Below are 23947 nucleotides of genomic sequence, written 5' to 3' on the forward strand. Positions count from 1 at the left end.
ATAAGACTATAAGACTAGGCAGGTTATGAAGCGATCGTTGAGGGGCAAGCCCAGTCAGTGGGCAATGATTTGGCTATTTTTTCTAATTGCGATCGGTGGCCTCTGGTATCCTTGGCTGGGGTACCTGATGCTGGCCATGATGCTGGGTATTCCTGTGCTGGCCTATTTTCGCAGCCGCTACTGGTGTGGCAACCTCTGCCCGCGTGGCGCGTTCCTAGACATTGTGCTTTATCACTTTAGTCCCCACCGTCCCTATCCCAAACTCTTCAAAAAACAAAGTTTTCGCTGGGCGGTGTTTAGCTTCATCATGACGGTTTTTGCCCTTCGCATGACATTGGCATGGGGCAACTGGGTCGCGGTAGGTGGCCTCTTTGTCAATATGTGCGTCGTCACGTCCATTGTTGCGATTCTTTTAGGGGTGATCTTTAATCAGCGGGCATGGTGTGCGATTTGCCCGATGGGCACACTCCAAGAATCCTTGGGTAAACTGGGAAGTGGCCAGACGAAGGCGAAAAAAGCCAGTGCGAAAGCCACAAAATTGTTGCCCCCTGTGGAATGAGCGCGCGATCGCTAGAATTGAAGATATGCAGCAACAGCGGCAACCAAGGTGAATAAACTGCAAGAGTGGGGCTTCAGCAAAGACTGGTGGCGCAATCAACGGGGAGAATTTTGGGTCATTGGCCAAACGGTACTCAGTATCGGCTTTATTCTCTTGCCAGTGGTACGAGTGGTTAGCCTACCCTTGGTGGTGCGCCTAGGATTGACCCTTGGCTTGGGGCTGATTGGCCTTGGTCTAGGCATTGCTGGCTTGTTTCACCTAGGGAACAACTTGACACCCCTACCCCATCCCAAGGAGGACAGTCAGTTAGTAACCACGGGGGTTTATGCTTGGGTGCGCCATCCGATCTATAGCAGTGTGATCTTTTTGGCCTTGGCCTATGGTGTATGGCAAATGAGTCTTTCCCACGGGCTGGGGGCGATCGCCCTCTTCATTTTCTTTGACCGCAAGGCCGCTCAAGAAGAACAGTGGCTATCGGCCAAGTTTAAGGACTACCCAACCTATCGGCAAACGGTGAAGAAACTGATTCCTCTTCTCTACTAATTTTTGTCCTTTTGCTGGAACACAACTTGCCGCAGACTGGATACAGGGGAGTTGAAAACTCTCGCCACCGCCCCCTTGCGGAAGTTCTGATGAATGTTGTCCTTTGTCATCAAATTGCTGATTTTGACACCCTTGGGGCAGCCGTCGGTGTCACACGCCTTTATCCGGGAACCAAAATTGTCTTGACTGGGGGAACCCATCCCAAGGTGGGGGAATTTTTGGCCTACCATCGCGATGAATATCCCCTCATTGAAGCAAGAGCCGTTGACCCCCGTCAATTGCGCCAGATTTGGGTGGTGGATACACAGTGGCGCCGCCAATTGGGGCAAGCCGCAGGATGGCTGGATCAACCCCAAGTCCAAATTGGCCTGTACGATCACCATTTAGAGATGACGGGGGATATTGTCCCCCAGCAGCAATGGTTAGAACCCGTGGGGGCAACCAGCACCATTATTTGCGAACAGTTGCAGACCGCAGAGATTCGCCTGACACCCACAGAAGCAACGGTTCTCGCCCTAGGGATTCATGCGGATACGGGTTCCTTGACCTTTGAGCAAACCACGGTGCGGGATGTGCAGGCCTTGGCGTGGCTGTTGAGCCAAGGGGCCAATCAGCGGGCGATCGCCACCTATTCCGAGGCTGGCTTGAGTGCAGATCTGCAACCCTATTTGCAGCAGGCGTGGGCAAATCTCCAGCAAGTGGTTTATCAGGGCTATCGGCTGGGCTGGGTACTGCTGCACACAGCGGAGTATCTCCCCGGCCTCTCGCGGTTAATCACCCAATTGGCGGATCTCAGTGAATGCGATGCCATTCTCCTTGGCCACTGCTATCGCCAACATCATCTCGCCATTATTGCCCGCAGCCAAATTCCCAATGTCAATGTTGCCCATTTGCTGGCTCCCCTTGGCGGGGGTGGCCATGCCCAAGCCGCCGCAGTGACGATGACCACAGACCAGCCAGAGGCGGTGCTCAAAGAGATATTTACAGCGCTTCAAGCACAGATTCCCCATCCGCCAACAGCGGCAGAACTCATGTCCTCACCCGTACGAACAGTACGTCCAGAAACCCCCATTGCCGATGCCCACCGCGTCTTGCTGCGCTATGGCCACTCTGGTCTGTCGGTGGTGAGTGCCGCAGGGGAACTGCTGGGGATTATTTCACGGCGAGATTTGGATGTAGCGCTGCACCACGGCTTTGCCCATGCCCCGGTCAAAGGATACATGAAAGCACCGGTGCGCACGGTTTCCCCGACAACGCCACTGCCAGAGATTCAAGCCCTAATGGTGCAGTACGATATTGGGCGGCTACCGGTGGTGAATGAGCAAGGTGATCTTGTGGGAATTGTCACCCGTACCGATGTGCTGCGCCACCTCTATGCCCTCAGCCGCGAAACGGAAACGGTCTGCCCCTTGCCAACCCTAAATCTTTACGAGGCACTGCAACAACGGCTGCCGGAGCAACTGTGGGCGCTACTGCAACGGGCGGCAGCGATCGCCAAGGAACGCGGCTGGCAACTATACCTTGTGGGTGGCGCCGTGCGGGATCTGCTGTTGGCCATTGCCCAAGGGAATCACCATTTACCGACACGGGAGTTTGATTTGGTGGTGGATGGGGTGCAACAGGAGGAAGCTGCTGGCGTGCATTTGGCACAAGCGCTCCATGACCTTTACCCAGAGACGGATTTACAAATCTATGGCCAGTTTCAAACCGCGGCGCTCCACTGGCCGAAGGCCTTGCCCTTAGCCGGGTTTGCTGTGGATATTGCCACCGCCCGCAGTGAGTTTTATCCCTATCCGGCGGCGCATCCGGAAGTGGCCGCCAGTTCGATTCGCCAAGATCTCTACCGCCGCGACTTTACCATCAATGCCCTTGCTATGCGCCTGACGCCACCGCGCCACGGGGAGGTTCTGGACTTCTTTGGCGGACGGGAGGATTTGCAGCGGCGACTGATTCGGGTGCTCCACCCCAATAGCTTTATTGAAGACCCGACGCGGATTTTTCGAGCCGTGCGTTTTGCTGTGCGTCTGGGATTTGAACTGGAGCTGCAAACCCGCCAATATATTGAATATGCCCTCACCAGCGGTGTCTTTGCCACCCGCGATCGCCCCACCTCAAAACGGCCTTCCCTGCAAAGTCGGCTGCGCAATGAACTGCGCCACATCCTTGAACTCCCCCTTGCGCCAACGGAATACTTTGGCGGTGAGCGTGCCTTGACGTTACTCGCGGAATTGGGTGCCCTTGAGTGTTTAGATCGCCAAGTGAAGTTTGATCAGGCGGCCAAGGTGCGCCTCAGACTAGTGTGGGAGTGGTGGCCAGAGATTCCTGAGCGGCGAGAGTGGCAAACCTTCCCCCTGTGGGAGCTAGAACTCTTGGCCTTGATTGTGACTGTCCCCACGGCGGAGGCGATCGCCCGTCAACTGCAACTGGGGGAGCATATCTGTGAGTGGCTGGACACTTTTCCTCAATGCCAACAGGAGTGGCAGAGATTGCGGCAGAGCCAGCAACAGCGCAGTCGCTACTGTGAATTTTTAGAGCGTCAGCCCCTACCCATCATTGTGCTTTTGGCCGCAGTACAGCAGGCAAAAGGTAGCGAAGCTGATTTAGGGGATGTCGCCCTATTGCGGGAGTATCTCTGGCATTGGCGATTGCAAAAGCCGCCCCTAAATGGCCATGATCTGCAACAGTTGGGCTATCCTCGCGGACCGCAGTTACGGCAAATTCTCCTTGCCCTGCGATCGGCAATGCTTGATGGCCTTGTCAGCGATCGCCCCAGTGCCATTGCCTATGTTAAAGCCCATTTCCCCAAACCATGAATTGGTTTCGCTCCGTCATTGGTCAGCCAACCGCTGTTCAACTCTTGACCCATGCCCTCGATCGCCAGCGACTCGCCCCCGCCTATCTCTTTGTTGGACCTGAAGGGGTAGGCCGTGCCCTCACTGCCCGCTGTTTTCTGCAAGCGATTCTCAACGAGGCCAAGGATCTCAGCAACCACCCGGATGTCCTCTGGATTGAACCCACCTACAGTATCCAAGGGACGCTCTACACCCGTCGCCAACTCGTCGCCGCTGAGAAGGAGATTCCCCGCAGTGCCCCCCAGATTCGTCTAGAGCAAATTCGCCAACTCAGCCGTCACCTCAGCCAACCGCCGATGCGTGCGTCGCGATCGCTAGTGGTCTTGACCCAAGCTGAAACCATGAACGAAGCCGCCGCCAATGCCCTGCTAAAAACCCTCGAAGAACCGGGGCATGCCACGTTGATTCTCATTGCTCCCAGTCCGTCAGCGCTCTTGAATACGATAGTTTCCCGTTGTCAGAAAATTCCCTTCTATCCCCTGAATCGTTCGGATCTGGAGCAGGTTCTGCGACAGGTCGCCCCCCCTGAATTTTGGCAGGAGGTTAGCCCCGCCCTCTTTGACCTAGGAGCTGGCTCCCCAGGAGCAGTTCTGCAAGCGTGGCAAACATGGCGAGAGATTCCTGAGCCGTTCCGCCACCTCGGCAAACAATTGACCACACCCCTCCCTTTACAAACTGCTTTGGAATTGGCACGAGATATTAGCCAATCCCTTGATGTGGAACGACAGCTCTGGCTCCTCGGTCTAATGCAGCAGCAAATTTGGCAAGGGGGATCGTTCCCGCAGAAGGTGTCTATGCTTCAGCAATTGGAGCGTGCCCGTCAGTATTTGCAGCAGTACGTTCAGCCTCGCCTTGTCTGGGAGGTGTTACTGATGCAGTTGGGGACGGTGTGATAGGCTATCGGCAGCAGTTGGGAAGATAAATAGACAGATGATGGCGAAACAACAATGGCTGGGGGCGATCGCGATCGCGGTGCTCTTGGGGGGGTGCCAGTCGGCAATAAATCGCTTAGAATCACCGGCAGTCGCGCGACCAGAAAGGGAAGGGGTCGCTGCTGATGTGGCGGTGGCACGCTTGGAACGGCTGGAAACAGGCTCAACCCTGACAGGTACCACTCGCCCCTACCGTGAAGTGATGGTGCGATCGCAGGTGGAAGGTCAAGTGATTCGCCTTGGCGTGGATGTGGGCGATCGCGTTCAAGCGGGGCAACTCCTTGCAGAGGTGGATCCCATTGTGCTGAAAAATGCCGTCTTTGCAGCAGAGGCAGAACTGGCTGCCCGTCGCAACGAGGTGATCCAAGCCCAAGCCGCCGTCAATCGCGCCCGTACAGCCGTCGAAGAAGCCCGTCTTACCCTCCAACAGGCGGAAAGTGACGCCCGCCGCCTTGAAACCCTGCTGCGGGATGGTGCCGTCTCAGCGCAAGCAGCGGAACAGGCACGCACAACGGCGCAAACAGCACGGCAGGTACTGCGGTCTCGTGAAGCAGAGGTGGTGACCGCCCAACAGGGGGTGGCCGTTGCCCAAGGACGAGTCCAAGCCCAAACCGCCTTTGTCCAACAGGCACGGGCACGGTTGAATCAAGCCCTCCTGCGATCGCCCCTCAATGGCGTGGTGCTAGAGCGACTGACAGAAGTGGGCAACCTACTGCAACCGGGGGGAGAAGTTCTTCGCCTTGGCGATATTCGTCAACTCAAAGTTGTTGTGGAAGTCTCGGAACGGGAATTAGCGAGATTAGCTCCCGGCCAAGGGGCAACAGTGACGTTTGATGCCGTGCCCAACCGCACCTATGAAGGACGGATTACGCGAATTTCACCTGCCGCCGCCGCTGCCCGTCTGATTCCTGTGGAAGTCGTGATTGACAATGCCGATGAACGCCTGGGCAGTGGTTTACTGGCACGGGTGGCCTTCCAAGGAGCGAATGCGCCGCGCTTGATGATTCCGCAATCCGCCCTCAGTGGTTTTGAGGCGGGGCAACTATCCTCACGGCAAGGCAGCGTTTTTGTGGTGGTTGGCGATCGCGTGCAGGAGCGGCAGGTCACCCTAGGCCAACGGCGGGAGGGCAAAGTAGAAATCCTCAGTGGTTTGAATGCCGGCGATCGCTATGTCGTCCGTTCGGGTCGACCCCTGCGGGACGGGGATAAAATTCGCCCCAGCATTCTCTCTGAGGGCTAACTAGAGGTTTATTGGCGCACAATTGTCTCGTAGGGGTGCCACGAGTGCAGTGCCCGCAGTTGCGGTGTTTTCTTCTGCTGGTGGGCTTCCATGCGGGCAAGGACATCATCGAGGATATCTACTGCCAGTCCCACATAGGGGCCTTTGTTGAGCATGACACACTCCGCTCGCTCCGCCATCGCTGCATCCGTGATTTCTGCACGGGAGGGCACGCCTTTTTTCACCAAGTTTTCAAGGACTTGGGTCGCCCAAACCACGGGCACATGGGCGGCTTCACAGAGCCAGAGGATTTCCTCCTGCATTTCTGCCAAGCGTTGGTAGCCAATTTCAACTGCGAGATCACCCCGGGCAATCATGACGCCAAAGGGTTGCCGACCCGCCGCTTGGATGATCAGTTCTGGCAGTGCTCGAATTGCTTTCGGGGTCTCAATTTTGGCAATGATGCCCATCTGGTCGGCGCGATCGCCACAACAATGCTCCAGTTCCCGTTGCAGTAGGGCAATATCCTCGGCGGACTGGACGTAGGAGTAGCCAATGATGTCGGCATGGCGGCAAGCAAAGGCCAGATGCTCGCGATCGCTTGCGGTCAGAGGACACAGGCGCAAATCACTATCGGGGAAGTTTAAGCCTTTGGCCACTTTCAACCGCTGTCCTTCTTTGCAGTGGGTGATAGTCAGTTCCACCCCTTGCTCATCTTTGCTGACAATGCGACCGCCAATGTGACCATCGTCAATCCAAATCCGCTGCCCCACCTCCAATTGCGGCAAAATTTCTGGCAAGGAGCAGGTGAATTGCGGTATTTCTCCGCCATCAGGGCAAATTGCTGTAGTCAAGCGCAGGCGATCGCCGCCGTGGAGGCGCACCACCTCAGGAAAAATGTCGGCAATGCGGGGTTTTGGCCCCCCCAAGTCCATGAGAATTTTGCAGGGTTGACCCGTAATGTGGCTTGCCGCTTGCAGGTGCTCAATCATCGCTTCCCAAGTGGCGGGGTCATCGTGGGCACAGTTGATCCGAGCACAGTTCATCCCCTTGCGCAGGAGCGTAATACTCCATTGGGGGTCAGTCGCCGCCTCAGGGGGCAGGGTCACCATGATGCGCCCATGGCGTTTGCCCCGAATCGGACCAAAGAGTTCTTCCGTCTGGCGGCGCAGTTGGCGATCGCCCGCAAAAAAGGCATCTAAGGGTGGGCGGGGGGGCAGTGACTCATGGGTATGGCACAGGGCGCCCAAAGTATTGATCACCGCATCCAAATTGGGGAGCACCCGCGACTCAATCCGCCCTAAGGACGATAACCCCCAAGGCATCAAGGCCATTTGAATTGCCCGTAGATCCCGCCAGCGCAAGGCCAAATAGTAGGCAAGATTGCGGGCACTAGGTATAAATTCGGATCGCTTAATTTTTGATTGCCACTGTTGAAAACGGGCTTCCCCTTCTTTGGTAATTTCCTGCCGCAGTTCTAACAGGCTATGGAGCAAGGCAATGGGGGAAACTGGTACAGTCGGTGCCTCCAGCAACATGACCGCCTCCTAGATGGTTTTAAGGGATTTCATGATTGGTTTGGATTCATGGCAAAGCAAGACTTAATAAGGGTTTGAGGAAATTTTAATGATTGTTGAAAACCATTTATTGATGGCTTAACAATACCCCTGACTGCAAAACATAAATAAACACTTCTTTACATCACTCGGCTGCAACGAACAGTTGTGTAGGAACCGTTGTGCTTTCTGGCACAACTCTATCTATCTTTCAGTATATCTGCTGACCTCTTTCGGGAATCTTAATTTTCTCCTAAGCAAAAGGATTAAGAGTTACTACAAGGGTTCCAAACCGATTTCCCAGTTCTGTTATGTTCTCAATAGAGATGTTCATTGTCTTGCCCTGACCAGTGCCCCTATGGATCGTCATCCTTCGTTGCAATTACTCAAATACTCTTATCAGTCCGCAGTGGCCTGGTGCCAAGAACATGGCTGGACAGATCTCTTTATTGAGCAGTACCAGTATTGGGCATTTCCCCCTGGCGGCGTGATGCCCCTGCCCTTGCCCACTGAGGGACTGCAACTCGTTGAACTGCCAACGGCTCCATCGCCGCAGCAACGCCGCCTCCAGATGTTGGCACTGGCGATCGCCCTAGTCACCACGGGCTTGAGTGGCTGGCTGCAGTCCTTGTTCCCCCTTGTGGTCGGATTTAGCTGCTGTGCCCTTTTGATTGCCGCCCAAGAACCTTAGGGGGGATTCCTGATACACTGAGAAGCTGGCCTGCACGCTAGCGCATCCCCTTGATTGGCTTAGATTCAACCATAGAACAACCACCGGTCTTAGGGAGTGGGACTCAGTTCTACAGTCCCGGCTATTCCTTTAGCTATGAAGTGGTCGGTGCCTGTTGTCGCCTTTTTGACCGCGAGCAGTTACCGTGGCCCTGTTGCCGCATCGCTTGGCGCAGCAAAGAACCCAGTTGGCGGCGCATTGGTCGGCGGCTTGTCCTCGACAGTGCCACAAAACGGCATCCCAGCTATTGGGTGCGCCACCTCGAAACGGGGGCAATGATGGTGATTACGCTCTATTGGGTGGAGCTATCCCCTAGCGATCGCCAGTGGTGGTACAGCAAAGACTTAACTTATTGCAACTAAATTGCAAAAACGAAGCCATCGTCCTAGAATATTTTTCAGATTGGATTTAGGAGAAATTCTCAATTATGCAGAAAGTCGGTCGCCGTGTACTCCTAGGCATGGGCGCTGGGGCAACGGCCTATGTCGCCCACCACCTCTGGAACCAAAAAGCAGAATCGAGCAATGCTCAACAGCGGCAGGCAGGGGGTGTGATCAATGTCTATTCAGCACGGCACTACGATACCGACAAAGCCCTCTACAACGGTTTCACCGAGCAAACTGGCATTCGGGTCAATCTCATTGAAGCTGAGGCTGATGCCCTAATTGAACGGATTCGCAGTGAGGGCAGTCGGAGTCCTGCCGATGTGTTGATTACGGTGGATGCCGGTCGCTTGTGGCGAGCCCAGCAGGCCGGTCTTTTGCAGCCGATTCAGTCAAGGGTACTCAATAGCGTTGTGCCAGCCAACCTACGGGAGCCTCAAGGACACTGGTTTGGTCTCTCGCGGCGGGTGCGTGTCCTGATTTACGATAAATCCAAAGTGAATCCCAACCAACTCTCCACCTACGAAGACTTGGCCAATCCTAGGTGGCGGCGGCAGATCCTCACACGCAGCTCCAGCCATGTCTATAACCAATCCTTGGTAGGCTCACTGCTGGCGATTCATGGTCCTCAAAGAACAGAAGAGTGGGTGCGGGGATTGGTTGCCAACTTTGCCCGACCCCCAGAGGGAAATGACACCGCACAAATTCGCGCTTGTGCAGCGGGTGTTGGAAGTATTGCAATTACAAATCATTACTACCTCGCTCGATTAATGGCCTCAGATAAAGCAGAAGACCGCGCAGTTGCTGAGAAGGTCGGTTTGTTCTTCCCAAATCAGCGCGATCGCGGTGCCCATGTCAATATCTGTGGTGGCGGCGTGGTGGCGGGTGCCCCCAACCGGCAAGCGGCCATTCGTTTTCTCGAATACTTAGTGAGTCCTAGGGCGCAGGAAATGTTTGCCATGGCCAACTTTGAATATCCCGTGCGCGCCGGGGTACCCCTGCATCCGGTTGTGCGCCAGTTTGGCAACTTCCGTGGCCAAAATGTCAATGCTGCAGTGTTTGGCCGCAACAATGCCGAGGCTCTGCGGCTCATGGATCGGGCGGGGTGGCGCTAAGGTTCTAAAATGAGCGATCGCCCCCGTTGATCGTTCCTGTGTCTTGCCCCTTCATTGCCTACACGATTCTTCTGGCTGCTGCCCTCCTTGACTTTGGCCTTGGGGATCCTTGGGGCTGGCCGCATCCCGTGCGCTGGATGGGAGCGTATATTCAATCCCTTAGCAACAGGTTCAACTATGGCCAAGGCTGGCCAGTTTGGGGACAGCGGTTGGGGGGGGCGCTGCTGACACTGAGCTTAATCCTAGGTTCTGCCCTCATCAGTTGGGGGGTGGTGGCACTGGGGATGAGGATTTCGCCCCTCCTCGGTTGGGGGATTGCAGTCGTGGGCACGGCCAGTGGCTTTGCGGGTCGTAGTCTGCGGGATGCAGCGGCAGAGGTATTGGTACCTTTGGCGGCTAGCAATCTTGAGGGGGCACGCCAGTCCTTGGCCAAGTATGTGGGTCGCGAGACTGCCCATCTAGAGGCACCTGAGATTCTGCGGGCGGTTCTGGAAACCGTCAGTGAAAATACCACCGATGGCATGATGGCGCCACTCTTTTATGGGGCGATCGCCACCCTGTGGGTGCCTCAACTGACGCCCCTGCCCTTCGTGATGGCCTACAAAGCTGCCAGTACCTTGGACTCAATGATTGGCTATCGCGAGCCACCCTACACCCACTGGGGATGGTTTGCTGCCAAAACCGATGATGTGCTCACGTGGTTGCCCTGTCGGTGGTTCGTCTTTCTGGTTGCCCTTTGCTCCGGGCAGTGGCAGCGAGTGTGGCAGTGGTGTTGCCGGGATGCGCCCAAGGATCCCAGTCCCAATTCCGGTTGGAGTGAGTGTGCCTATGCAGCTGCTTTTGGCGTACGGCTGGGGGGTACGAATACCTATCGCGGCACGGTGAAAGTGAAACCCTTTTTAGGAGAACCGCTGCACCCCATTGATCAAGGCACGATTATTGCGGCTCTGCGGCTCAGCCGTTCCCTCTACCTGATCACCCTTACAGCCACAGGCGGCATCGTTTTGGTGTGGCATAAAGTGTTTTCCATTTAGCAATTCATCTTGGCCAGAGTCGTTTAGAGTAGATGGATTAAGAAATAAAATTTAGAAACAGTGGCCGTGGTTCAGCCCTCTCCTCTGCAAGGCCAGACACTGGCCGCTTCCTCCCTCTCCATGACCGATCGCCTGTTGGAGATTCTTTTTAGTTATAGTGCCCAAGGGCTACTACTGATTGGTGTTTCTGCCACCCGCCCACCCCAATATCAAGTCATTAGCGCCAACAGCATTGGCCAGCAGCTTTTGGGGAATCACCTCTCCGTAGCTTCACTGCTTCAGGATGGAGCACTGCTAACCTTTTTGGACCAGTGTTGGCACCAGCAAATGCCCCTGCAAGGTTGCCACCGCGAACTCTGCTTCACCATGGTTCCCCTCAGGGAGACAGCATCGGCATCCGGATTCATTGTTGTCTTTCTGCAGCATGAGCCAAGCCATAGTCCCCTCGCCGAAAATCCGCAGCGCCTCACCCAATTGATGGATCAACTCTTGGGGTTTCTCTTTTCCTGTGAGAGTACACCACCGTGGCGAAGGAAACAGGCTGCAACACGTATCAGTTCTACACCAATAGTCTCAATGCCCTTGCCCCGGAACTCCTGCGCCTTGAAAACGATCTCCATGGGGCCCTTGAACGCGGCGAACTCTCAATTTACTATCAGCCCCAACTGGATCTCACAAGAGGCAAAATTCACGCCATTGAAGCATTACTGCGCTGGCACCATCCTCGGCAGGGCTTGCTCTATCCCAAACACTTTATTGATATTGCTGAAGAAAATGGTCTGATCCTTGCTATTGGCCGCTGGGTTCTCCAACAGGCCTGTCGCGACTACCAAGCATGGCAACAACAGGGATTAGCTGGCGTAGGAGTAGCGGTAAACCTGTCGGCACGGCAGTTTTTGCACATGAATCTTGTCGAAGAAGTCAGCCAGTGCCTGCGGAACGCCCACCTTCCTCCCGAATTACTCACCTTGGAAATTACAGAAACCACGGCCATCCATCACGTCCAACGAACGCAGTTAATCCTTCAAGAGTTGCGTGCCCTTGGGGTGGGGATCACGCTGGATGATTTTGGCACTGGTTACGCCTCACTGAACTATCTGAAACAATTCCCGATCACTGGGCTAAAAATTGATCGCTCGTTTATTACTGAGATTGCAGGCAATCGCCAAGACCAAGCAATTGTCAAAGCCATTATTGACTTAGCCAACGGTTTAGAGATTCCCACTGTCGCCGAAGGTGTAGAAACTTGGGGGCAAGGGCAACTCCTCCACCACCTTGGCTGTAAGGCCACTCAAGGCTACCTGCTCACAGAGCCACTTCCCTATTCCCAAGTGATCCACTGGTCAATTCCTCAAATGCGGTTGAGATGACGACACTTCCCATAGGTGTGAGAGCAGCATCCCTTGTGTAGTTTTCCACATAAGGTTAGGATGATGAATCGATTGGCCACTCCGCTTCCCTACATTGCCGCGCCTTAACCCCCATCTGCGATGCGAGGATTAGGGAGTGCAGGCTAAGCATGTTCAAGGTCTACTTATGCGTTTCTATTGGCTGAGTGCGGCAAGTCGTCTGAGTCTGATGTTTTTGGCAGTGGGCTGTCAAGCGGTAACGGTTCCCTCAGCACCAGTAGAAGCATCTGCAACAGTTACAACGTCCCCTGTGGCTGTATCTCCTCTGTACACCGCGCTGGATGAGTTTGGCCAGCCCCAGTTTCAAGTGGATGGGCGGAACCTGTTTCGCGATCGCCCCCTGCCCGCCCACCGCATTAGCACCGCCCCGATGAAGCTGCTGCAAGTGTTGCGTAGCACTCGCCAGTATTTTCAAGACTTTAGTGACACAGACCCCATTACCCAGCGGGAGGGCATTCTGGCGATTCAGGGGGTGACGTTGCCCCAAGTCCTCGACACCCTAGATTTCATGATTGCAACGCTCACGGAGGATATTAGCCGCAAGCGCCCAATTCGTTTGCAAGATCCCGCATTTATTAATCAGCACTTTCGCGTCATTCAATGGCTGCCCCACAATCCCCGCAATCCAAATCAAACTGAGGAATTGCGCCTCACCAACTACGCGGTATTTACCCATCGCGGATCACGCACCCGCACAGAGACGTACAATACGGCGCTTTATGCTCTGCCGCCCCATGTTCCCGATCAACGCGAGGACTTATTTTATAAGCAACTGACAAAGCAACAGGTACTGAAAGGGATTTTTGAACCGGGTGGCTCCCTCTATGGACGGGTGAAGCCTTTGGCCTACTTGACGAGGAGAGGGCTTGAGGATGCCCTGATGCAGGGGACGATTCTGGTGCAATTTACCGATGGCACTGAAGCCTTTTTCAATGTGGATCGCAATAATGATATTCCCTTCGTCAAGGGGCTTTCCCCCTACGAGCAGCAACGCTATTGGTACTTTCGCCAAGTGGCCGCCATCAAGGGCTACGGCAGCACCATTGAGAACAAAATTAACATTGAACCTGAAGTCACCTTTGCGGGGGATGTCTGGAATATCGGTCTTGGGCGAGTCATTGTGGTTGAAGATACCCAAGGCGGTCAGCCTAAACTGCGCCTCGGTGTGATTGCCGATACAGGAGGAGCCTTTATGCCCAATCTCTATCAGTTGGACTTTCTAGCGGGAATTTTTCCAGACCGTGCTACCTACCAAGCGGCTGCCCGTCGCATCCCCAATTATGTCCGTGCCTACATTTTGATCAAAAAGTGATTAAAAAATACCCCTAGCGCTGGCCGAGATATTTATGGGTTTGGGGGACGACGCGCACTTGGGTCAGCTGTGCCTTCAATTGCGCTTGCCACCTGAGGAGTTGTTCCGGGGTGGGTGGGGGGGTACAGCGACCGGTACCTACGGGCGTTACAGGTTGGAGAAAGACCGGGATATGGGGATTGACGCTGGCCACAAGGGCACTGAGACAATCGAGATCGGCAGGGTCGGTGGTTTGGGAAATAATTACTTTGCAAAAGACCTCGACAGGGGCGCGATCGCACAGGCGCAAAAAGGCTTCATGGGCTGACCAATGGCACTCACCACTGACGCTGGGGAGCTTAATGTCCATGCCGACACTATCGAGATAGGGAAGAATTTGCTCCAGTGCTTCTGGATGGTGTCCGCCAGTTTCAAGGTAGAGGGGCAGGGAGCTATGGGCTTTGAGGAGGGGCAAAAATGGTGCCAGTGTTGCAGCATGGAGCAGCGGTTCGCCGCCGGTGAGGCTAATACTGTCGTGGATGGGGGGAGTATTGAGCTGCTGTACGGCTTCGAGAATATGGGCGGCAGTGACGGGATTGGGTACGGTTTGAAAGTGGCGATCGCCCGCTTGTGCTTCAATTAGGGCATGGGCGGGAACAAACCATGTGTGGGCACTGTCACAATAGGTGCAGCGGAGATCACAACCCGCCAAGCGAATAAAAATTTGCCGACACCCCACATTAGCGCCTTCCCCTTGAATCGCTGAGAACATCTCCACCAAGGGAAGCGTGATCGGTGCAAGGGAGAACTGATCGTTAGTTTGCTGCTCTTTTACAGAAATCACAGGGGATGTGCAAGCCTGATCACAATCGGGCGTTCTTTCCGATAGTACCTTAAAGATAGTTAGCGTGTTCAGTAGGTAAGTGCTATGTCTGCCCACCGTTTTGGCCTTTCGTGGCTGCTTGTCGGTACCTTGGCAATGGGGATGGGTGCCCTGCCAGTTATTTTGCCATCGTTACCTGCTGTTGGCCAAACTTCCCCTAGGGAAGCCAGTGAGTTCGATCGCTACATGCAGCGGGGGTATCAACTCACCGCCAAACGCGACTATCAATCCGCCTTGGTGAATTTCCGCCGTGCCCTCAGTCTGCGCCCCGGTAACCGCTATGCCCTCACAGCGATGAGTAATGTCGAGGCCTATATTGCTCGCGATCGCTACGCTGCCCAATCGAGTAACCGTCTCACCTTTGTACCCCCAAATCGCGGCATGCCAGGGCAACGGATCGCAGGCGCCACCCGCTTTGGTGAATGTACCCAAGGCTCTCTGACAAAAATTGTCGCTCTTGTGCCCGATAACAACTTGGGGATGACCGCTGCGGCCAATCCCAGTCTCTTTTTCTTTGTTCCCCAAAGCACGGCCAAATCGGCGGAACTGATGCTGCTCTCAGAAGCTGGCGATCTGCTCCTCACCCAACAAGTGCCCCTGAATGGTAAGGCCGGCATTTTACCTGTGACAGTGGATGCCAGTAAGGCGAAGCTACAACCGGGGCAAAAATACCAGTGGATCTTCTCCCTCACCTGTAAGCCCAATGAACCCGATGCCAATCCCTTTGTGACGGGCTGGATTGAGCGGGCTGAGCTAGACAGCAACCTTGCCCAGGTGATTACCACCATGCCGCCAGCCGATCGCCTGCCCCTTTTGGCCACCAGTCAACTCTGGAATGATACCTTGGCAACCCTTGTGGAGTTGCAGCAAAGCAATCCCAATGATGCTGCCATCAAACAGCAGTGGCAAGATGTGCTCAAGAGTGCCGGTATTGATCCCCAAATTGTTAATATGCCGCTGTTGCGATAGCTGCCCCTGTGCCGATATTGAGGGCGGTTGGCTGACCCCAAACCCCACATCAAGTTGCAGTAGGATGGAGAGTAGGCTGCATTGACAGGAGCGTGCGCCATGCTAAAGATAACTCGATCGCCATTTCCCCTTTGGCTAACCAGTATTGTGCTTCTTGGAGCGATCGCCCCCCTCCCTGCCTTGGCACAACGGGCTGCGGGCGACATTGTGATTATTGGCAACTCTCCCTATGACTGGGGGCGCCATCAACGCTATTGGAATCATTTGCTCAACCTTTCTGGAGCAACGGCAGCCGCTTCTACGCCAACACCATCAGAGACGCCCCAAGAAGTCGATCCCAAAGTGCTGGAACAACAGCTCCTACGCAATATCCGCGTGGGGCAGCCGCAGCTTCAACCTGTACTGAAGTTACCAGGCTCTTCAGTGGTGACCGGTACCGTGACGAACAATAACCGCCAACCGGTAACGATTCAATCCGTTAACTATGAAGTCGTGGGGCCTAATGGCCAAATTCTACAAACGGGTGCAGCGACGCCAGAACCGGCAACTGTTGGTCCCGGTCAGACAGTGACCTATCAACAAATGCTCCCCACTGTGCCAGCGGATATTGGGGCACGGGTGCGCTTAATGCAGCCAGCGGTGCAGCTCCAAGGGGGTGTCTAGACCGCTTCGCCTCGGTATCACGGGGGGAATTGCCTGCGGTAAATCGGTGGTGGCTGTCTATTTGCAGCAGCAGTATGGTGTGCCTATTGTCGATGCTGATGTCTTAGCGCGGCAGGCGGTTGCCGTGGGCACACCCATTTATCAAGCCATTGTTGATCGCTATGGCCATGGCATCTGTCGGAGCGATGGCACCCTCGATCGCCCGCGGTTGGGCGAGATTGTCTTTGCTCAGCCCCAGGAACGCCACTGGCTAGAAGCGCAAATTCACCCTTGGGTGATTGCCCAGATGCAGCAAGCCATTCAAGCATGTGATCAGCCCCTGATTACCCTCGTGATTCCCCTATTGTTCGAAGCCCACCTCGAAGGGTTAGTGGATCAGATTTGGGTCGTTGCCACCACACCTGCACAGCAGTTAGCTCGCCTTCAGCAGCGCGATCGCCTCTCTGGAAAGGCAGCCGCCCAACGCCTCGCTAGTCAATTGCCCCTAGAGGAAAAAATTCGGCGGGCAGATACAGTGCTCTGGAATACTGGTTCTCTTGAGGAACTTTACCGTCAGGTGGATCAGGCCTTTTCCCTACTGGGCAGAAATGGCAAGGGAGGTTAGCCCCATTGTCACCTGTTGCAGGAAACTTTCTGGATTGATCGGCAAAGGAATGTAGCGATCGACCCCTTGGTAATTACCCTTTGACCCCAAAATGAAAATCTTGAGTTGCTCAGGGGTGCAGCGTTGTCGCAACTGATCCACTAGCTCCTGCACATCCCCAGAGCTAAAGGGTTCCGCCAAAAGAACGGCAATGGGAGTCAGTGCCAGCAACCGTTCCACTTCACCATCCACCAGCCAAATCACTTGATAGCCTGCGGTCGTCAAAATAGAACAGATCAGTGTGGCAGTGGCCTCATCCTCACTCACAAGCACAATTCGCCCCTCCGGTTCGACCAGTACATCCGTTGTGGCCAGAGGCGGGACATCTAGCTTGAGTTTCGGGGGTTCTGGTAGGGAGTCTGAAGGGATTGCCGGCAGCCCCACCGTGAACGTACTGCCTTTGCCTTCAGTGGAGTCCACATCAATCCAGCCATGGTGCAGATCCACCCACTGCTTAGTGAGGGCTAACCCCAACCCTGCTCCAGTATAAGCACGACCAAAGGAGCTATCCAACTGCTGAAACTTTTGAAAGAGTAAGGGTTGCAGGTGCGCTGGGATACCGATACCCGTGTCCTGAACTTGGAAAATGAGTTCATCCTCTTTCCACCATGCCCGTAGGATCACTTCCCCCATGGCAGGGGTAAACTTAATTGCATTGCTGAGCAGGTTAATGAGAATTTGCTGGAGGCGGCGATAGTCTCCCCAAAAGCGATCGCGACTAGGGGGAATCATCAGTTGGTGGTGCAGGTTGACCTGATGGCGATGGGCTTGGGGTTTGACGACTTCAATGCAGTCGGTACACAGTTGCCGAATCGAAAAGGCACTACGATGCAGGTGCGATCGCCCCAATTCCGCCTGCGAAAGATCAAGAATGCTGTTAATTAACTCCAGCAGGTGCGTGCCACTCTCATGGATAATTTCCAAATACTCCCGCTGTTTTTCCGTTAGCGGACCGAGGGGCCAGCGCAAGAGGGTGGCCGAAACCCCAATCACACAGGTCAGAGGCGTGCGTAGTTCATGACTCATGGTGGCCAAAAAGTCATTCTTAATCCGATGGGCGGCTTCCATGGCACTCAGGGCTTCCCGCAGCGCTTGGGTGCGTTCATTCACCCGCTGTTCAAGGGTGGCCTTTTGCTGTTGCAGCTCGCTGTAGAGTTGCGCTTGGTAAATGGCAATACTCAGGTGTTGACTGAGGTGGGTAAGAAACTCAATTTCTTGGGGTTGCCACTGGCGGGGGCGATCGCACTGGTGGGCAATGAGCACTCCCCAAAGTTTTTCTTGAACAATGATTGGCACAATTAGCCAAGCCTTGATCTGCCAGCGGGCGGCAAAGGCCTGTAGGCAGGGAACCTCTTGATAAAATTCCTCAATGTCACTGACTGCGATGGTTTGGCCACGACTGAGACGCTGATAGCTACTGCTGGGTAGGGCAGACCACTGCCAGCAGTCATCCCAGAGCCCAAGAACCGACGGAATTCCCCCATAGCGGCAAGATTCGTAGGCAATTTGCCCCTGCAATTGACCAGTAGAATTGTAAAACTGTCCCACCAGTAGCCGATCGGCACCTAAAAATTCGCGAATCCGATCCACGGCTGTTTTCAAGAGTTCAGGCAGCTCCAGACTTTGGCGAATTTGGGTGGTGACCTGATGTAGCAGGCGCTCTTTGGCCTGTCGTTCGCTCAAGGCAGCAGTGACAAGGGGGGCACAATTTTGACACTGCTGAGCCATGTCTTCGCTGAGCACATTCATCAGCGAAAGGGCCAAGTCGGCGGGCAACGTTTGGTCTTTGGAGGTCAAGGGAGTCAACTGCTGCAAAACTGAGCGGATCAGGGAACGCTGGCCTAGGGGTGTCTGGCTGCGAATTTTGCGCAGAAAGCGAGCGATCGCCACCGGCTCAGTGAGGATTTTCACCCGATAGGCACTCATCTGCGGTACGGGTTCTGTCTGCAACAGCAGCGCAAAGGTCTCTGCCACAACAACGAGAAAAGGGGCATCGGCAGACACTATAACATCTTCACGGGTAAGAACAGTTGCGCCGCGATGGCTAGCTTCTGCGAGCAGGACTGTGGCGATTCGCTCGTAGAAAAATGCTGGTAAAATTCGATTAAAGACGGGCTGGCGCATAGTTTTTGAAGTTTAATCCTTGATCGATCCATCGCAGGCAGTGGCATTGCCATGCGGGTTGCGATCGCTAAAGGCGTTTCCCATTAATTTCTGTTGTAGCGGCTCAAGGGGGACAGGGGGGAAAGCCCACTAGTTTCTTTAATGATTGTTGTCAACGTATGCATCGAATTCTTACATTAAATGATCTGACTGTTGCCACAGATAACAGCGATGTTGCATTTCTACAGCAAAGCAGTGCTCCCATTGTTATTCTAACGGCAGCGGATACGGATATTGCCCTGCTGGCTCAAGCGTACAACCAACTACCCAAGGACTTTCCCCCTCTGCGCCTCGCGAACTTACTTCATTTACAAGCGGCAGCGGCCATTGATGACTATGGCGATCGCGTCTTGGCCGAGGCCGACGTGGTCGTGATTCGCCTTTTGGGGGGACGGGGCTATTGGAGCTATGGCCTAGAGGTGGCGCAGCAAATGGTCAGCGATCGCGGTGGACAGTTGATCTTACTGCCGGGGGACGATCACCCCGACTTAGAACTCATGAGCCTCTCCAGTTGGCCGCTGGACCAAGTTGATCGCCTCTGGCAATACTTCCGCGAGGGCGGACAGGAAAATATTCAGCGTGCCCTAGAGTTCATTGGCCACTACGGTTGCGGTTGGGGTCAGCCCCCCCCACCCCCCCAAAGGATTCCCCGCTGGGGCAGCTATCCGATTGCGGGGCAGATAGCCAGCGACTGGCCGCAGGTGGGGATTCTCTTTTACCGTGCCCATTACTTAGCGGGCAATACGGCGGTGATTGATGCCCTCGCTCAGGCCTTGCTGCAGCGGCAATTGGCACCTGTCCCCCTGTTTGTCTCCTCGCTGCAAGATCCAGAAATTCAACGGGAACTGCTGGCGGCATGGCAGGGCAAGGTGGAACTGGTTCTCAATACGACGGGGTTCGCGATCGCCAAGCCCAACGAGGTCAACTTTTGGCAGCAATTGGATATCCCCGTGCTACAGGTGATTCTCAGCAGCAGCACCCACGAGACTTGGCAACACCATCCCCAAGGACTGACGCCCCGCGACCTTGCTATGCACGTCGTCCTGCCGGAGGTGGATGGCCGCATCATTACCCGTGCGGTGTCCTTTAAGGCGGTGTCGCAAATTCAAGCAGATGTGGAAACCACCGTGACCACCTATGCCCCAGCGGGCGATCGCCTGCACTGGGTCAGTGATCTGGCAGCCAACTGGCTCAAGCTCCGCCGCAAAGCCCCTGCTGAACGCCGCATTGCCCTGATTTTAGCCAACTACCCCTGCCGCGATGGTCGTCTTGCCAATGGCGTTGGTCTCGACACCCCCAATAGTACGGTGGAACTGCTCAAGGCACTTCAGGCGGCTGGCTATGATCTGGGGACTGACCCTTTGCCCAAGGATGGCGATGCCCTGATCCAACACCTCAGCCGCTACCGCACCAACGATCCCGAAGGCAATCACTGGCGGCAGCCCCGCTACACCCTTCCCCTTGAGGCCTACCAGCACTATTTTCAGAACCTACCAAGAGCAGTACAGGCGGCCATTAACGAACGCTGGCCGTCGCCCACCACAGACCTCCCCATTGCTGGTGACTGTTGGGGCAACATTTTTGTCGGTGTCCAACCCAGTCGGGGCTACGATCGCGACCCCAGTTTGAATTACCATGCCCCCGATTTAGAACCCACCCCAGCATATCTCGGCTTTTACTTTTGGCTGCGCCATGTTTTTGGGGCGGATGCGATTGTCCATGTGGGCAAACATGGCAATCTAGAATGGCTTCCTGGTAAAGGCATTGCCCTCAGTGACACCTGTTTTCCCGAAATTGCCCTTGGCCCTGTGCCCCACTTTTACCCCTTTATTGTCAATGATCCGGGCGAAGGTGCCCAAGCCAAACGCCGTGCCCAAGCGGTGATCTTGGATCACCTGACGCCGCCCCTGACCCGTGCCGAGTTGTACGGTGGTCTAGAGACCCTCAGCCACTACATTGAGGAATACTACGCCGCTGAGCAGTTCGATCGCCCCCGTTTGAGTGTGCTGCGGCAGCAGATTGAAGCCCTCGTCAAAGAACTCGATCTCGATCAAGAAATTGGTGCCCCCAATCCTGAGGAAACCTGGACGGCGTGGCTAGCGCGCACCGATGGCTACCTCTGTGATCTGCGGGATGCCCAGATTCGCGATGGCCTGCATATTCTTGGCCAATGCCCCCAGGGACAGCAGTTGCGAGATCTGATGGTGGCGATCGCCCGCAGTCCCAGTGGCCAGCACATGGGTCTCACTCGTGCCTTAGCAAAGGATCAAGGGGTTGATTTAGATCCCCTGACCGCTAACCCAACCGATCCAAGTCCTGTACTTGGATACCGTTCCGTTGGTGAGTGGCAGCATGCCCTCGAGGAAACCGCGGCAAAACTGGTGGAGGACTTACTGAAGGGCACCCCTGATCTCCCCTGTGGCCGTGCAACTCAGCAGGTACTGGATTGGATTCGTACGGTGCTCTACCCTGCCCTGCAACAGACCCGCCAAGAAATTGACCACTTTCTCCATGGCCTCAATGGCGGCTATGTTCCCAGTGGCGCTGCCGGTGCCCCCAGTCGTGGTCGTCCGGATGTCCTACCCACCGGACGGAATTTTTATGCGGTGGATCTGCGGGCAGTCCCAACAGAGGCCGCTTGGGCATTGGCGGAGCGATCGGCGGCGGCACTCATCGAACGCTATTGTCAAGAGCAGGGAGAATTTCCCCGTACCCTAGGTCTTTCGGTATGGGGAACCGCAACGATGCGCACTGGAGGCGATGATATTGCCCAAGCCCTTGCCCTCTTGGGGGTTCGTCCTGTCTGGGAGGGTGCCTCGCGACGGGTGGTGGATTTGGAGGTGATTCCCCTATCGCTGTTGGGACGACCGCGTGTGGATGTCATGCTGCGCATTTCTGGCTTTTTCCGCGATGCTTTTCCTAACCTAATTGCCCTCTTTGATGAGGCCGTGCAGCGGGTCAGCCAGTTGGATGAACCCCCGGATCAAAATCCCTTGGCAGCGCAAGTGGCCAAAGAAACGGCCTATTGGCAACAGCAGGGTCTCTCTTTGGAACAAGCTCAAGAACGGGCACGCTTTCGCATCTTTGGTTCCAAACCCGGTGCCTATGGTGCAGGGCTGCAAGGACTGATCGAAGCCCAAAACTGGCAAGGGGATGAAGATCTCGCCCGCGCCTATATTCACTGGAGTAGCTACGCCTACACGGGGGAAGCCCACAGCCACAATGCAGCGGAAGCCCTAGAGCAGCGGCTGAGTCAATTGCAAGTGGTGCTGCAAAACCAAGACAACCGCGAGCATGATCTATTGGACTCCGATGATTATTACCAGTTTCAGGGGGGCTTGACCGTTGCCGTGCGATCGCGATCGGGGCAGCAGCCCACGGTTTACTTTGGCGATCACTCCCGGCCAGAGCAGCCGAAAATTCGCACCCTCCAAGAGGAACTGCTGCGGGTCTATCGCTCCCGCGTCATTAATCCCAAATGGCTCGCCGGCATCAAGCGTCATGGCTACAAAGGTGCCTTTGAAATGGCAGCCACAGTGGATTATCTCTTTGGCTATGCCGCTACGGCTCGCTGTGTGCCCGATTATGTGTTTACAGGCATTACTCAGACCTATGTGCTTGATAGCGAAATGCAAGCCTTTGTGGCGCAGCATAATCCTTGGGCACTGCGGGACATGGCGGAGCGACTCCTCGAAGCTGCCCAGCGTCAACTGTGGCAAGCACCGGATCCGCAGATCCTAGACCGCCTGCGAGCGATCGCCCTAGAGGCCGAAGGTTTAATTGAGGGCAAATTTTAATGGTTTAGCTTTAATACAGCAAAATCAAGCGCAACACCCGCGCTACCGCTGCCACCAAGCAGACAATCACCAACTGCCCTGGCAAGGCAAAAAGCGAATACTGCTCTAGTAGCTCCACCAAGGGTTGACTCAACTGCCCTGCAAGAGCCAGACCACTGAGGTAGAGCGCACCGCAGACATGAATGAGCACCAGTCCCGCTAGGCCACTCAAAGCAAGCCATTCTAAACTCACTCGCTTTTGGGGGCGAAAAGCCAGCCAACCACAGACCCAAGCCCCCGGCACAAAACCCAACAGGTAACCAAATGTCGGTTCACGCCAATAGTCCAGACCGCCCCCTTGGGAAAAAACCTGAAAGCCACTCAGCCCCAGAATCAAATAGGCCACCTGGGAGAGGGCGGCGGCTTGCCGTCCCCCCATACACCCGACCAAGAGAACCGCCGCTACTTGGTAGGATACGGGTAACCCATACACGGGAACGGCGGCCCATGAACTGGGCAAAACAAATTGCCCTTCCTCATTGAGGAGGTTGGGGAGGGCGATCGCCGCCTCCATGAAGGTTCCAGCCACTGTCAGCAGGAGGCCTAAAATGGCCCACAAAAATTCATCGAGGGGTGACAGGTTGGTTCTCAAGAGCACTGCAACACATTAGGCGGGACAGACGGGGTCGGACTTGTATAGCGAAACGTGAGATCCGTATCCCCCATCATAATAAGGTCTCCATGGTATAAGACTCGCTCCTCCGACAGGGGTGTACCGTTAATTAATGTGCCATTGCGACTATTGTTGTCACGGATCAGGTACACTAGAGCATTGCCCCGCGGGCGTAGTTCAATGGTTGCTTGGTGCCGTGAAATAAACGGGTCATGGATAATAATGTCACAGTCACTGGCACGGCCAATCTTCCAAAAGGCTTTGCCTGCGAGGTGATATTTACCGACCACCGTGCCTTGAGAACGGACAATGAGCCATGCTTGCTTGCTCGTGTCTGAGAACCGCGTCATTAGAAAGATATGGCCAATGATTTAGATAATTGATTCATCGGGTCAGGAAATTACAATCCTGTCCATCTCTATCTTAATGAAGTTAAAAAACTTTTCATGGTGATGAGCCAACGCAATCCAAAATTTCAGGGTATCTACGGATAACTTCCCCCACTGTTTATGGTTTGATTAGGCTATAGATAGTTTTCAATCAAACCTTGCCTG

At 55.0% G+C, this 23947-nt stretch carries 20 protein-coding genes; 15 read left to right on the plus strand and 5 right to left on the minus strand.

Annotated elements, in window-relative coordinates:
• The first annotated feature begins 25 nt into the window (after window positions 1-25).
• The 5 genes from RHP47_RS00975 to RHP47_RS00995 all read left to right on the plus strand — a co-directional run bounded on the left by RHP47_RS00975 (window position 26) and on the right by RHP47_RS00995 (window position 6126).
• The gene (locus RHP47_RS00975; protein WP_206201259.1) at window positions 26-559 is read left to right on the plus strand and encodes a 4Fe-4S binding protein; all 534 of its coding nucleotides are present in this window, start codon (window positions 26-28) and stop codon (window positions 557-559) included.
• Window positions 560-607: 48 nt separating this feature from the next.
• Window positions 608-1102, plus strand: a complete 495-nt coding sequence (locus RHP47_RS00980) for an isoprenylcysteine carboxylmethyltransferase family protein (protein ID WP_149817331.1) — start codon at window positions 608-610, stop codon at window positions 1100-1102.
• An 89-nt stretch (window positions 1103-1191) separates the two neighbouring features.
• Window positions 1192-3915 (plus strand): CBS domain-containing protein, encoded by a 2724-nt coding sequence (locus RHP47_RS00985; protein ID WP_310840831.1) that lies wholly within the window; start codon window positions 1192-1194, stop codon window positions 3913-3915.
• The gene (locus tag RHP47_RS00990) at window positions 3912-4847 is read left to right on the plus strand and encodes a DNA polymerase III subunit delta' (protein WP_286668857.1); all 936 of its coding nucleotides are present in this window, start codon (window positions 3912-3914) and stop codon (window positions 4845-4847) included. The genes RHP47_RS00985 and RHP47_RS00990 overlap by 4 nt, the downstream gene beginning before the upstream one ends.
• A 37-nt stretch (window positions 4848-4884) precedes the next feature.
• Entirely contained in the window at window positions 4885-6126 is a 1242-nt protein-coding gene (locus RHP47_RS00995; RefSeq protein ID WP_310840832.1) for an efflux RND transporter periplasmic adaptor subunit, read from the plus strand.
• 8 nt (window positions 6127-6134) lie between these two features.
• On the opposite strand, the gene RHP47_RS01000 is transcribed toward RHP47_RS00995, so the two are convergent.
• Complete coding sequence (locus RHP47_RS01000; RefSeq protein WP_149817339.1) at window positions 6135-7643, minus strand: pyruvate kinase; 1509 nt, start codon at window positions 7641-7643, stop codon at window positions 6135-6137.
• Between the two features lie 376 nt (window positions 7644-8019).
• Here RHP47_RS01000 and RHP47_RS01005 point away from each other — a divergent pair, with 376 nt between their 5' ends.
• The 6 genes from RHP47_RS01005 to RHP47_RS01030 all read left to right on the plus strand — a co-directional run bounded on the left by RHP47_RS01005 (window position 8020) and on the right by RHP47_RS01030 (window position 13644).
• Window positions 8020-8352 carry a hypothetical protein gene (locus RHP47_RS01005; protein ID WP_149817341.1) on the plus strand — a complete coding sequence of 111 codons (333 nt, stop codon included), beginning with the start codon at window positions 8020-8022 and terminating at the stop codon, window positions 8350-8352.
• Between the two features lie 53 nt (window positions 8353-8405).
• Entirely contained in the window at window positions 8406-8753 is a 348-nt protein-coding gene (locus tag RHP47_RS01010; protein ID WP_149821575.1) for a hypothetical protein, read from the plus strand.
• Between the two features lie 65 nt (window positions 8754-8818).
• Window positions 8819-9889 carry a Fe(3+) ABC transporter substrate-binding protein gene (locus RHP47_RS01015; RefSeq protein WP_286626213.1) on the plus strand — a complete coding sequence of 357 codons (1071 nt, stop codon included), beginning with the start codon at window positions 8819-8821 and terminating at the stop codon, window positions 9887-9889.
• Window positions 9890-9927: 38 nt separating this feature from the next.
• Window positions 9928-10923, plus strand: coding sequence for an adenosylcobinamide-phosphate synthase CbiB (cbiB, locus tag RHP47_RS01020; protein WP_310840833.1), 996 nt, complete (start codon window positions 9928-9930; stop codon window positions 10921-10923).
• A gap of 524 nt (window positions 10924-11447) precedes the next feature.
• Window positions 11448-12293 (plus strand): EAL domain-containing protein, encoded by an 846-nt coding sequence (locus RHP47_RS01025; RefSeq protein WP_310840834.1) that lies wholly within the window; start codon window positions 11448-11450, stop codon window positions 12291-12293.
• A gap of 166 nt (window positions 12294-12459) precedes the next feature.
• Window positions 12460-13644, plus strand: a complete 1185-nt coding sequence (locus tag RHP47_RS01030) for a hypothetical protein (protein WP_149817350.1) — start codon at window positions 12460-12462, stop codon at window positions 13642-13644.
• Between the two features lie 13 nt (window positions 13645-13657).
• On the opposite strand, the gene RHP47_RS01035 is transcribed toward RHP47_RS01030, so the two are convergent.
• Window positions 13658-14395, minus strand: coding sequence for a 7-carboxy-7-deazaguanine synthase QueE (locus RHP47_RS01035; RefSeq protein WP_190278288.1), 738 nt, complete (start codon window positions 14393-14395; stop codon window positions 13658-13660).
• Between the two features lie 156 nt (window positions 14396-14551).
• On the opposite strand from RHP47_RS01035, the gene RHP47_RS01040 reads away from it, so the two are divergent.
• The 3 genes from RHP47_RS01040 to coaE all read left to right on the plus strand — a co-directional run bounded on the left by RHP47_RS01040 (window position 14552) and on the right by coaE (window position 16742).
• Entirely contained in the window at window positions 14552-15475 is a 924-nt protein-coding gene (locus tag RHP47_RS01040; protein ID WP_149817355.1) for a DUF928 domain-containing protein, read from the plus strand.
• A gap of 99 nt (window positions 15476-15574) precedes the next feature.
• Window positions 15575-16138, plus strand: a complete 564-nt coding sequence (locus RHP47_RS01045; RefSeq protein WP_286626217.1) for an FxLYD domain-containing protein — start codon at window positions 15575-15577, stop codon at window positions 16136-16138.
• Window positions 16131-16742 carry a dephospho-CoA kinase gene (coaE, locus tag RHP47_RS01050; protein WP_286668861.1) on the plus strand — a complete coding sequence of 204 codons (612 nt, stop codon included), beginning with the start codon at window positions 16131-16133 and terminating at the stop codon, window positions 16740-16742. Before RHP47_RS01045 ends, coaE begins: the two co-directional genes overlap by 8 nt.
• On the opposite strand, the gene RHP47_RS01055 is transcribed toward coaE, so the two are convergent.
• Entirely contained in the window at window positions 16713-18905 is a 2193-nt protein-coding gene (locus tag RHP47_RS01055; RefSeq protein WP_286668862.1) for an ATP-binding protein, read from the minus strand. The two genes, coaE and RHP47_RS01055, sit on opposite strands and share 30 nt — an antisense overlap.
• A 158-nt stretch (window positions 18906-19063) precedes the next feature.
• Between RHP47_RS01055 and cobN the strand changes: the two genes are divergently transcribed.
• A complete protein-coding gene (gene cobN / locus RHP47_RS01060; RefSeq protein ID WP_310840836.1) occupies window positions 19064-22741 on the plus strand; it encodes a cobaltochelatase subunit CobN in 3678 nt (1225 codons plus the stop codon).
• 10 nt (window positions 22742-22751) lie between these two features.
• Here cobN and RHP47_RS01065 read toward each other — a convergent pair whose 3' ends face one another.
• Together RHP47_RS01065 and RHP47_RS01070 are read right to left on the minus strand one after the other, a co-directional pair.
• Window positions 22752-23294 carry a biotin transporter BioY gene (locus tag RHP47_RS01065; RefSeq protein WP_149821576.1) on the minus strand — a complete coding sequence of 181 codons (543 nt, stop codon included), beginning with the start codon at window positions 23292-23294 and terminating at the stop codon, window positions 22752-22754.
• 74 nt (window positions 23295-23368) lie between these two features.
• A complete protein-coding gene (locus RHP47_RS01070) occupies window positions 23369-23743 on the minus strand; it encodes an FHA domain-containing protein (RefSeq protein WP_149817367.1) in 375 nt (124 codons plus the stop codon).
• Window positions 23744-23947 lie beyond the last annotated feature (204 nt).

The sequence above is a fragment of the Thermosynechococcus sp. QKsg1 genome (assembly GCF_031586415.1).
Classification (GTDB): domain Bacteria; phylum Cyanobacteriota; class Cyanobacteriia; order Thermosynechococcales; family Thermosynechococcaceae; genus Thermosynechococcus.

What these genes read in the sequence shown, in the direction of transcription:
- RHP47_RS00975 (WP_206201259.1), top strand. Translation starts at nt 26, where the DNA reads ATGAAGCGATCGTTGAGGGGCAAGCCCAGTCAGTGGGCAATGATTTGG.
- RHP47_RS00985 (WP_310840831.1), top strand. Translation starts at nt 1,192, where the DNA reads ATGAATGTTGTCCTTTGTCATCAAATTGCTGATTTTGACACCCTTGGG.
- RHP47_RS00990 (WP_286668857.1), top strand. Translation starts at nt 3,912, where the DNA reads ATGAATTGGTTTCGCTCCGTCATTGGTCAGCCAACCGCTGTTCAACTC.
- RHP47_RS00995 (WP_310840832.1), top strand. Translation starts at nt 4,885, where the DNA reads ATGATGGCGAAACAACAATGGCTGGGGGCGATCGCGATCGCGGTGCTC.
- RHP47_RS01000 (WP_149817339.1), bottom strand. Translation starts at nt 7,643, where the DNA reads ATGTTGCTGGAGGCACCGACTGTACCAGTTTCCCCCATTGCCTTGCTC.
- RHP47_RS01005 (WP_149817341.1), top strand. Translation starts at nt 8,020, where the DNA reads ATGGATCGTCATCCTTCGTTGCAATTACTCAAATACTCTTATCAGTCC.
- RHP47_RS01015 (WP_286626213.1), top strand. Translation starts at nt 8,819, where the DNA reads ATGCAGAAAGTCGGTCGCCGTGTACTCCTAGGCATGGGCGCTGGGGCA.
- RHP47_RS01030 (WP_149817350.1), top strand. Translation starts at nt 12,460, where the DNA reads ATGCGTTTCTATTGGCTGAGTGCGGCAAGTCGTCTGAGTCTGATGTTT.
- RHP47_RS01035 (WP_190278288.1), bottom strand. Translation starts at nt 14,395, where the DNA reads ATGTTCTCAGCGATTCAAGGGGAAGGCGCTAATGTGGGGTGTCGGCAA.
- RHP47_RS01040 (WP_149817355.1), top strand. Translation starts at nt 14,552, where the DNA reads ATGTCTGCCCACCGTTTTGGCCTTTCGTGGCTGCTTGTCGGTACCTTG.
- RHP47_RS01045 (WP_286626217.1), top strand. Translation starts at nt 15,575, where the DNA reads ATGCTAAAGATAACTCGATCGCCATTTCCCCTTTGGCTAACCAGTATT.
- RHP47_RS01055 (WP_286668862.1), bottom strand. Translation starts at nt 18,905, where the DNA reads ATGCGCCAGCCCGTCTTTAATCGAATTTTACCAGCATTTTTCTACGAG.
- cobN (WP_310840836.1), top strand. Translation starts at nt 19,064, where the DNA reads ATGCATCGAATTCTTACATTAAATGATCTGACTGTTGCCACAGATAAC.
- RHP47_RS01065 (WP_149821576.1), bottom strand. Translation starts at nt 23,294, where the DNA reads ATGGAGGCGGCGATCGCCCTCCCCAACCTCCTCAATGAGGAAGGGCAA.
- RHP47_RS01070 (WP_149817367.1), bottom strand. Translation starts at nt 23,743, where the DNA reads ATGACGCGGTTCTCAGACACGAGCAAGCAAGCATGGCTCATTGTCCGT.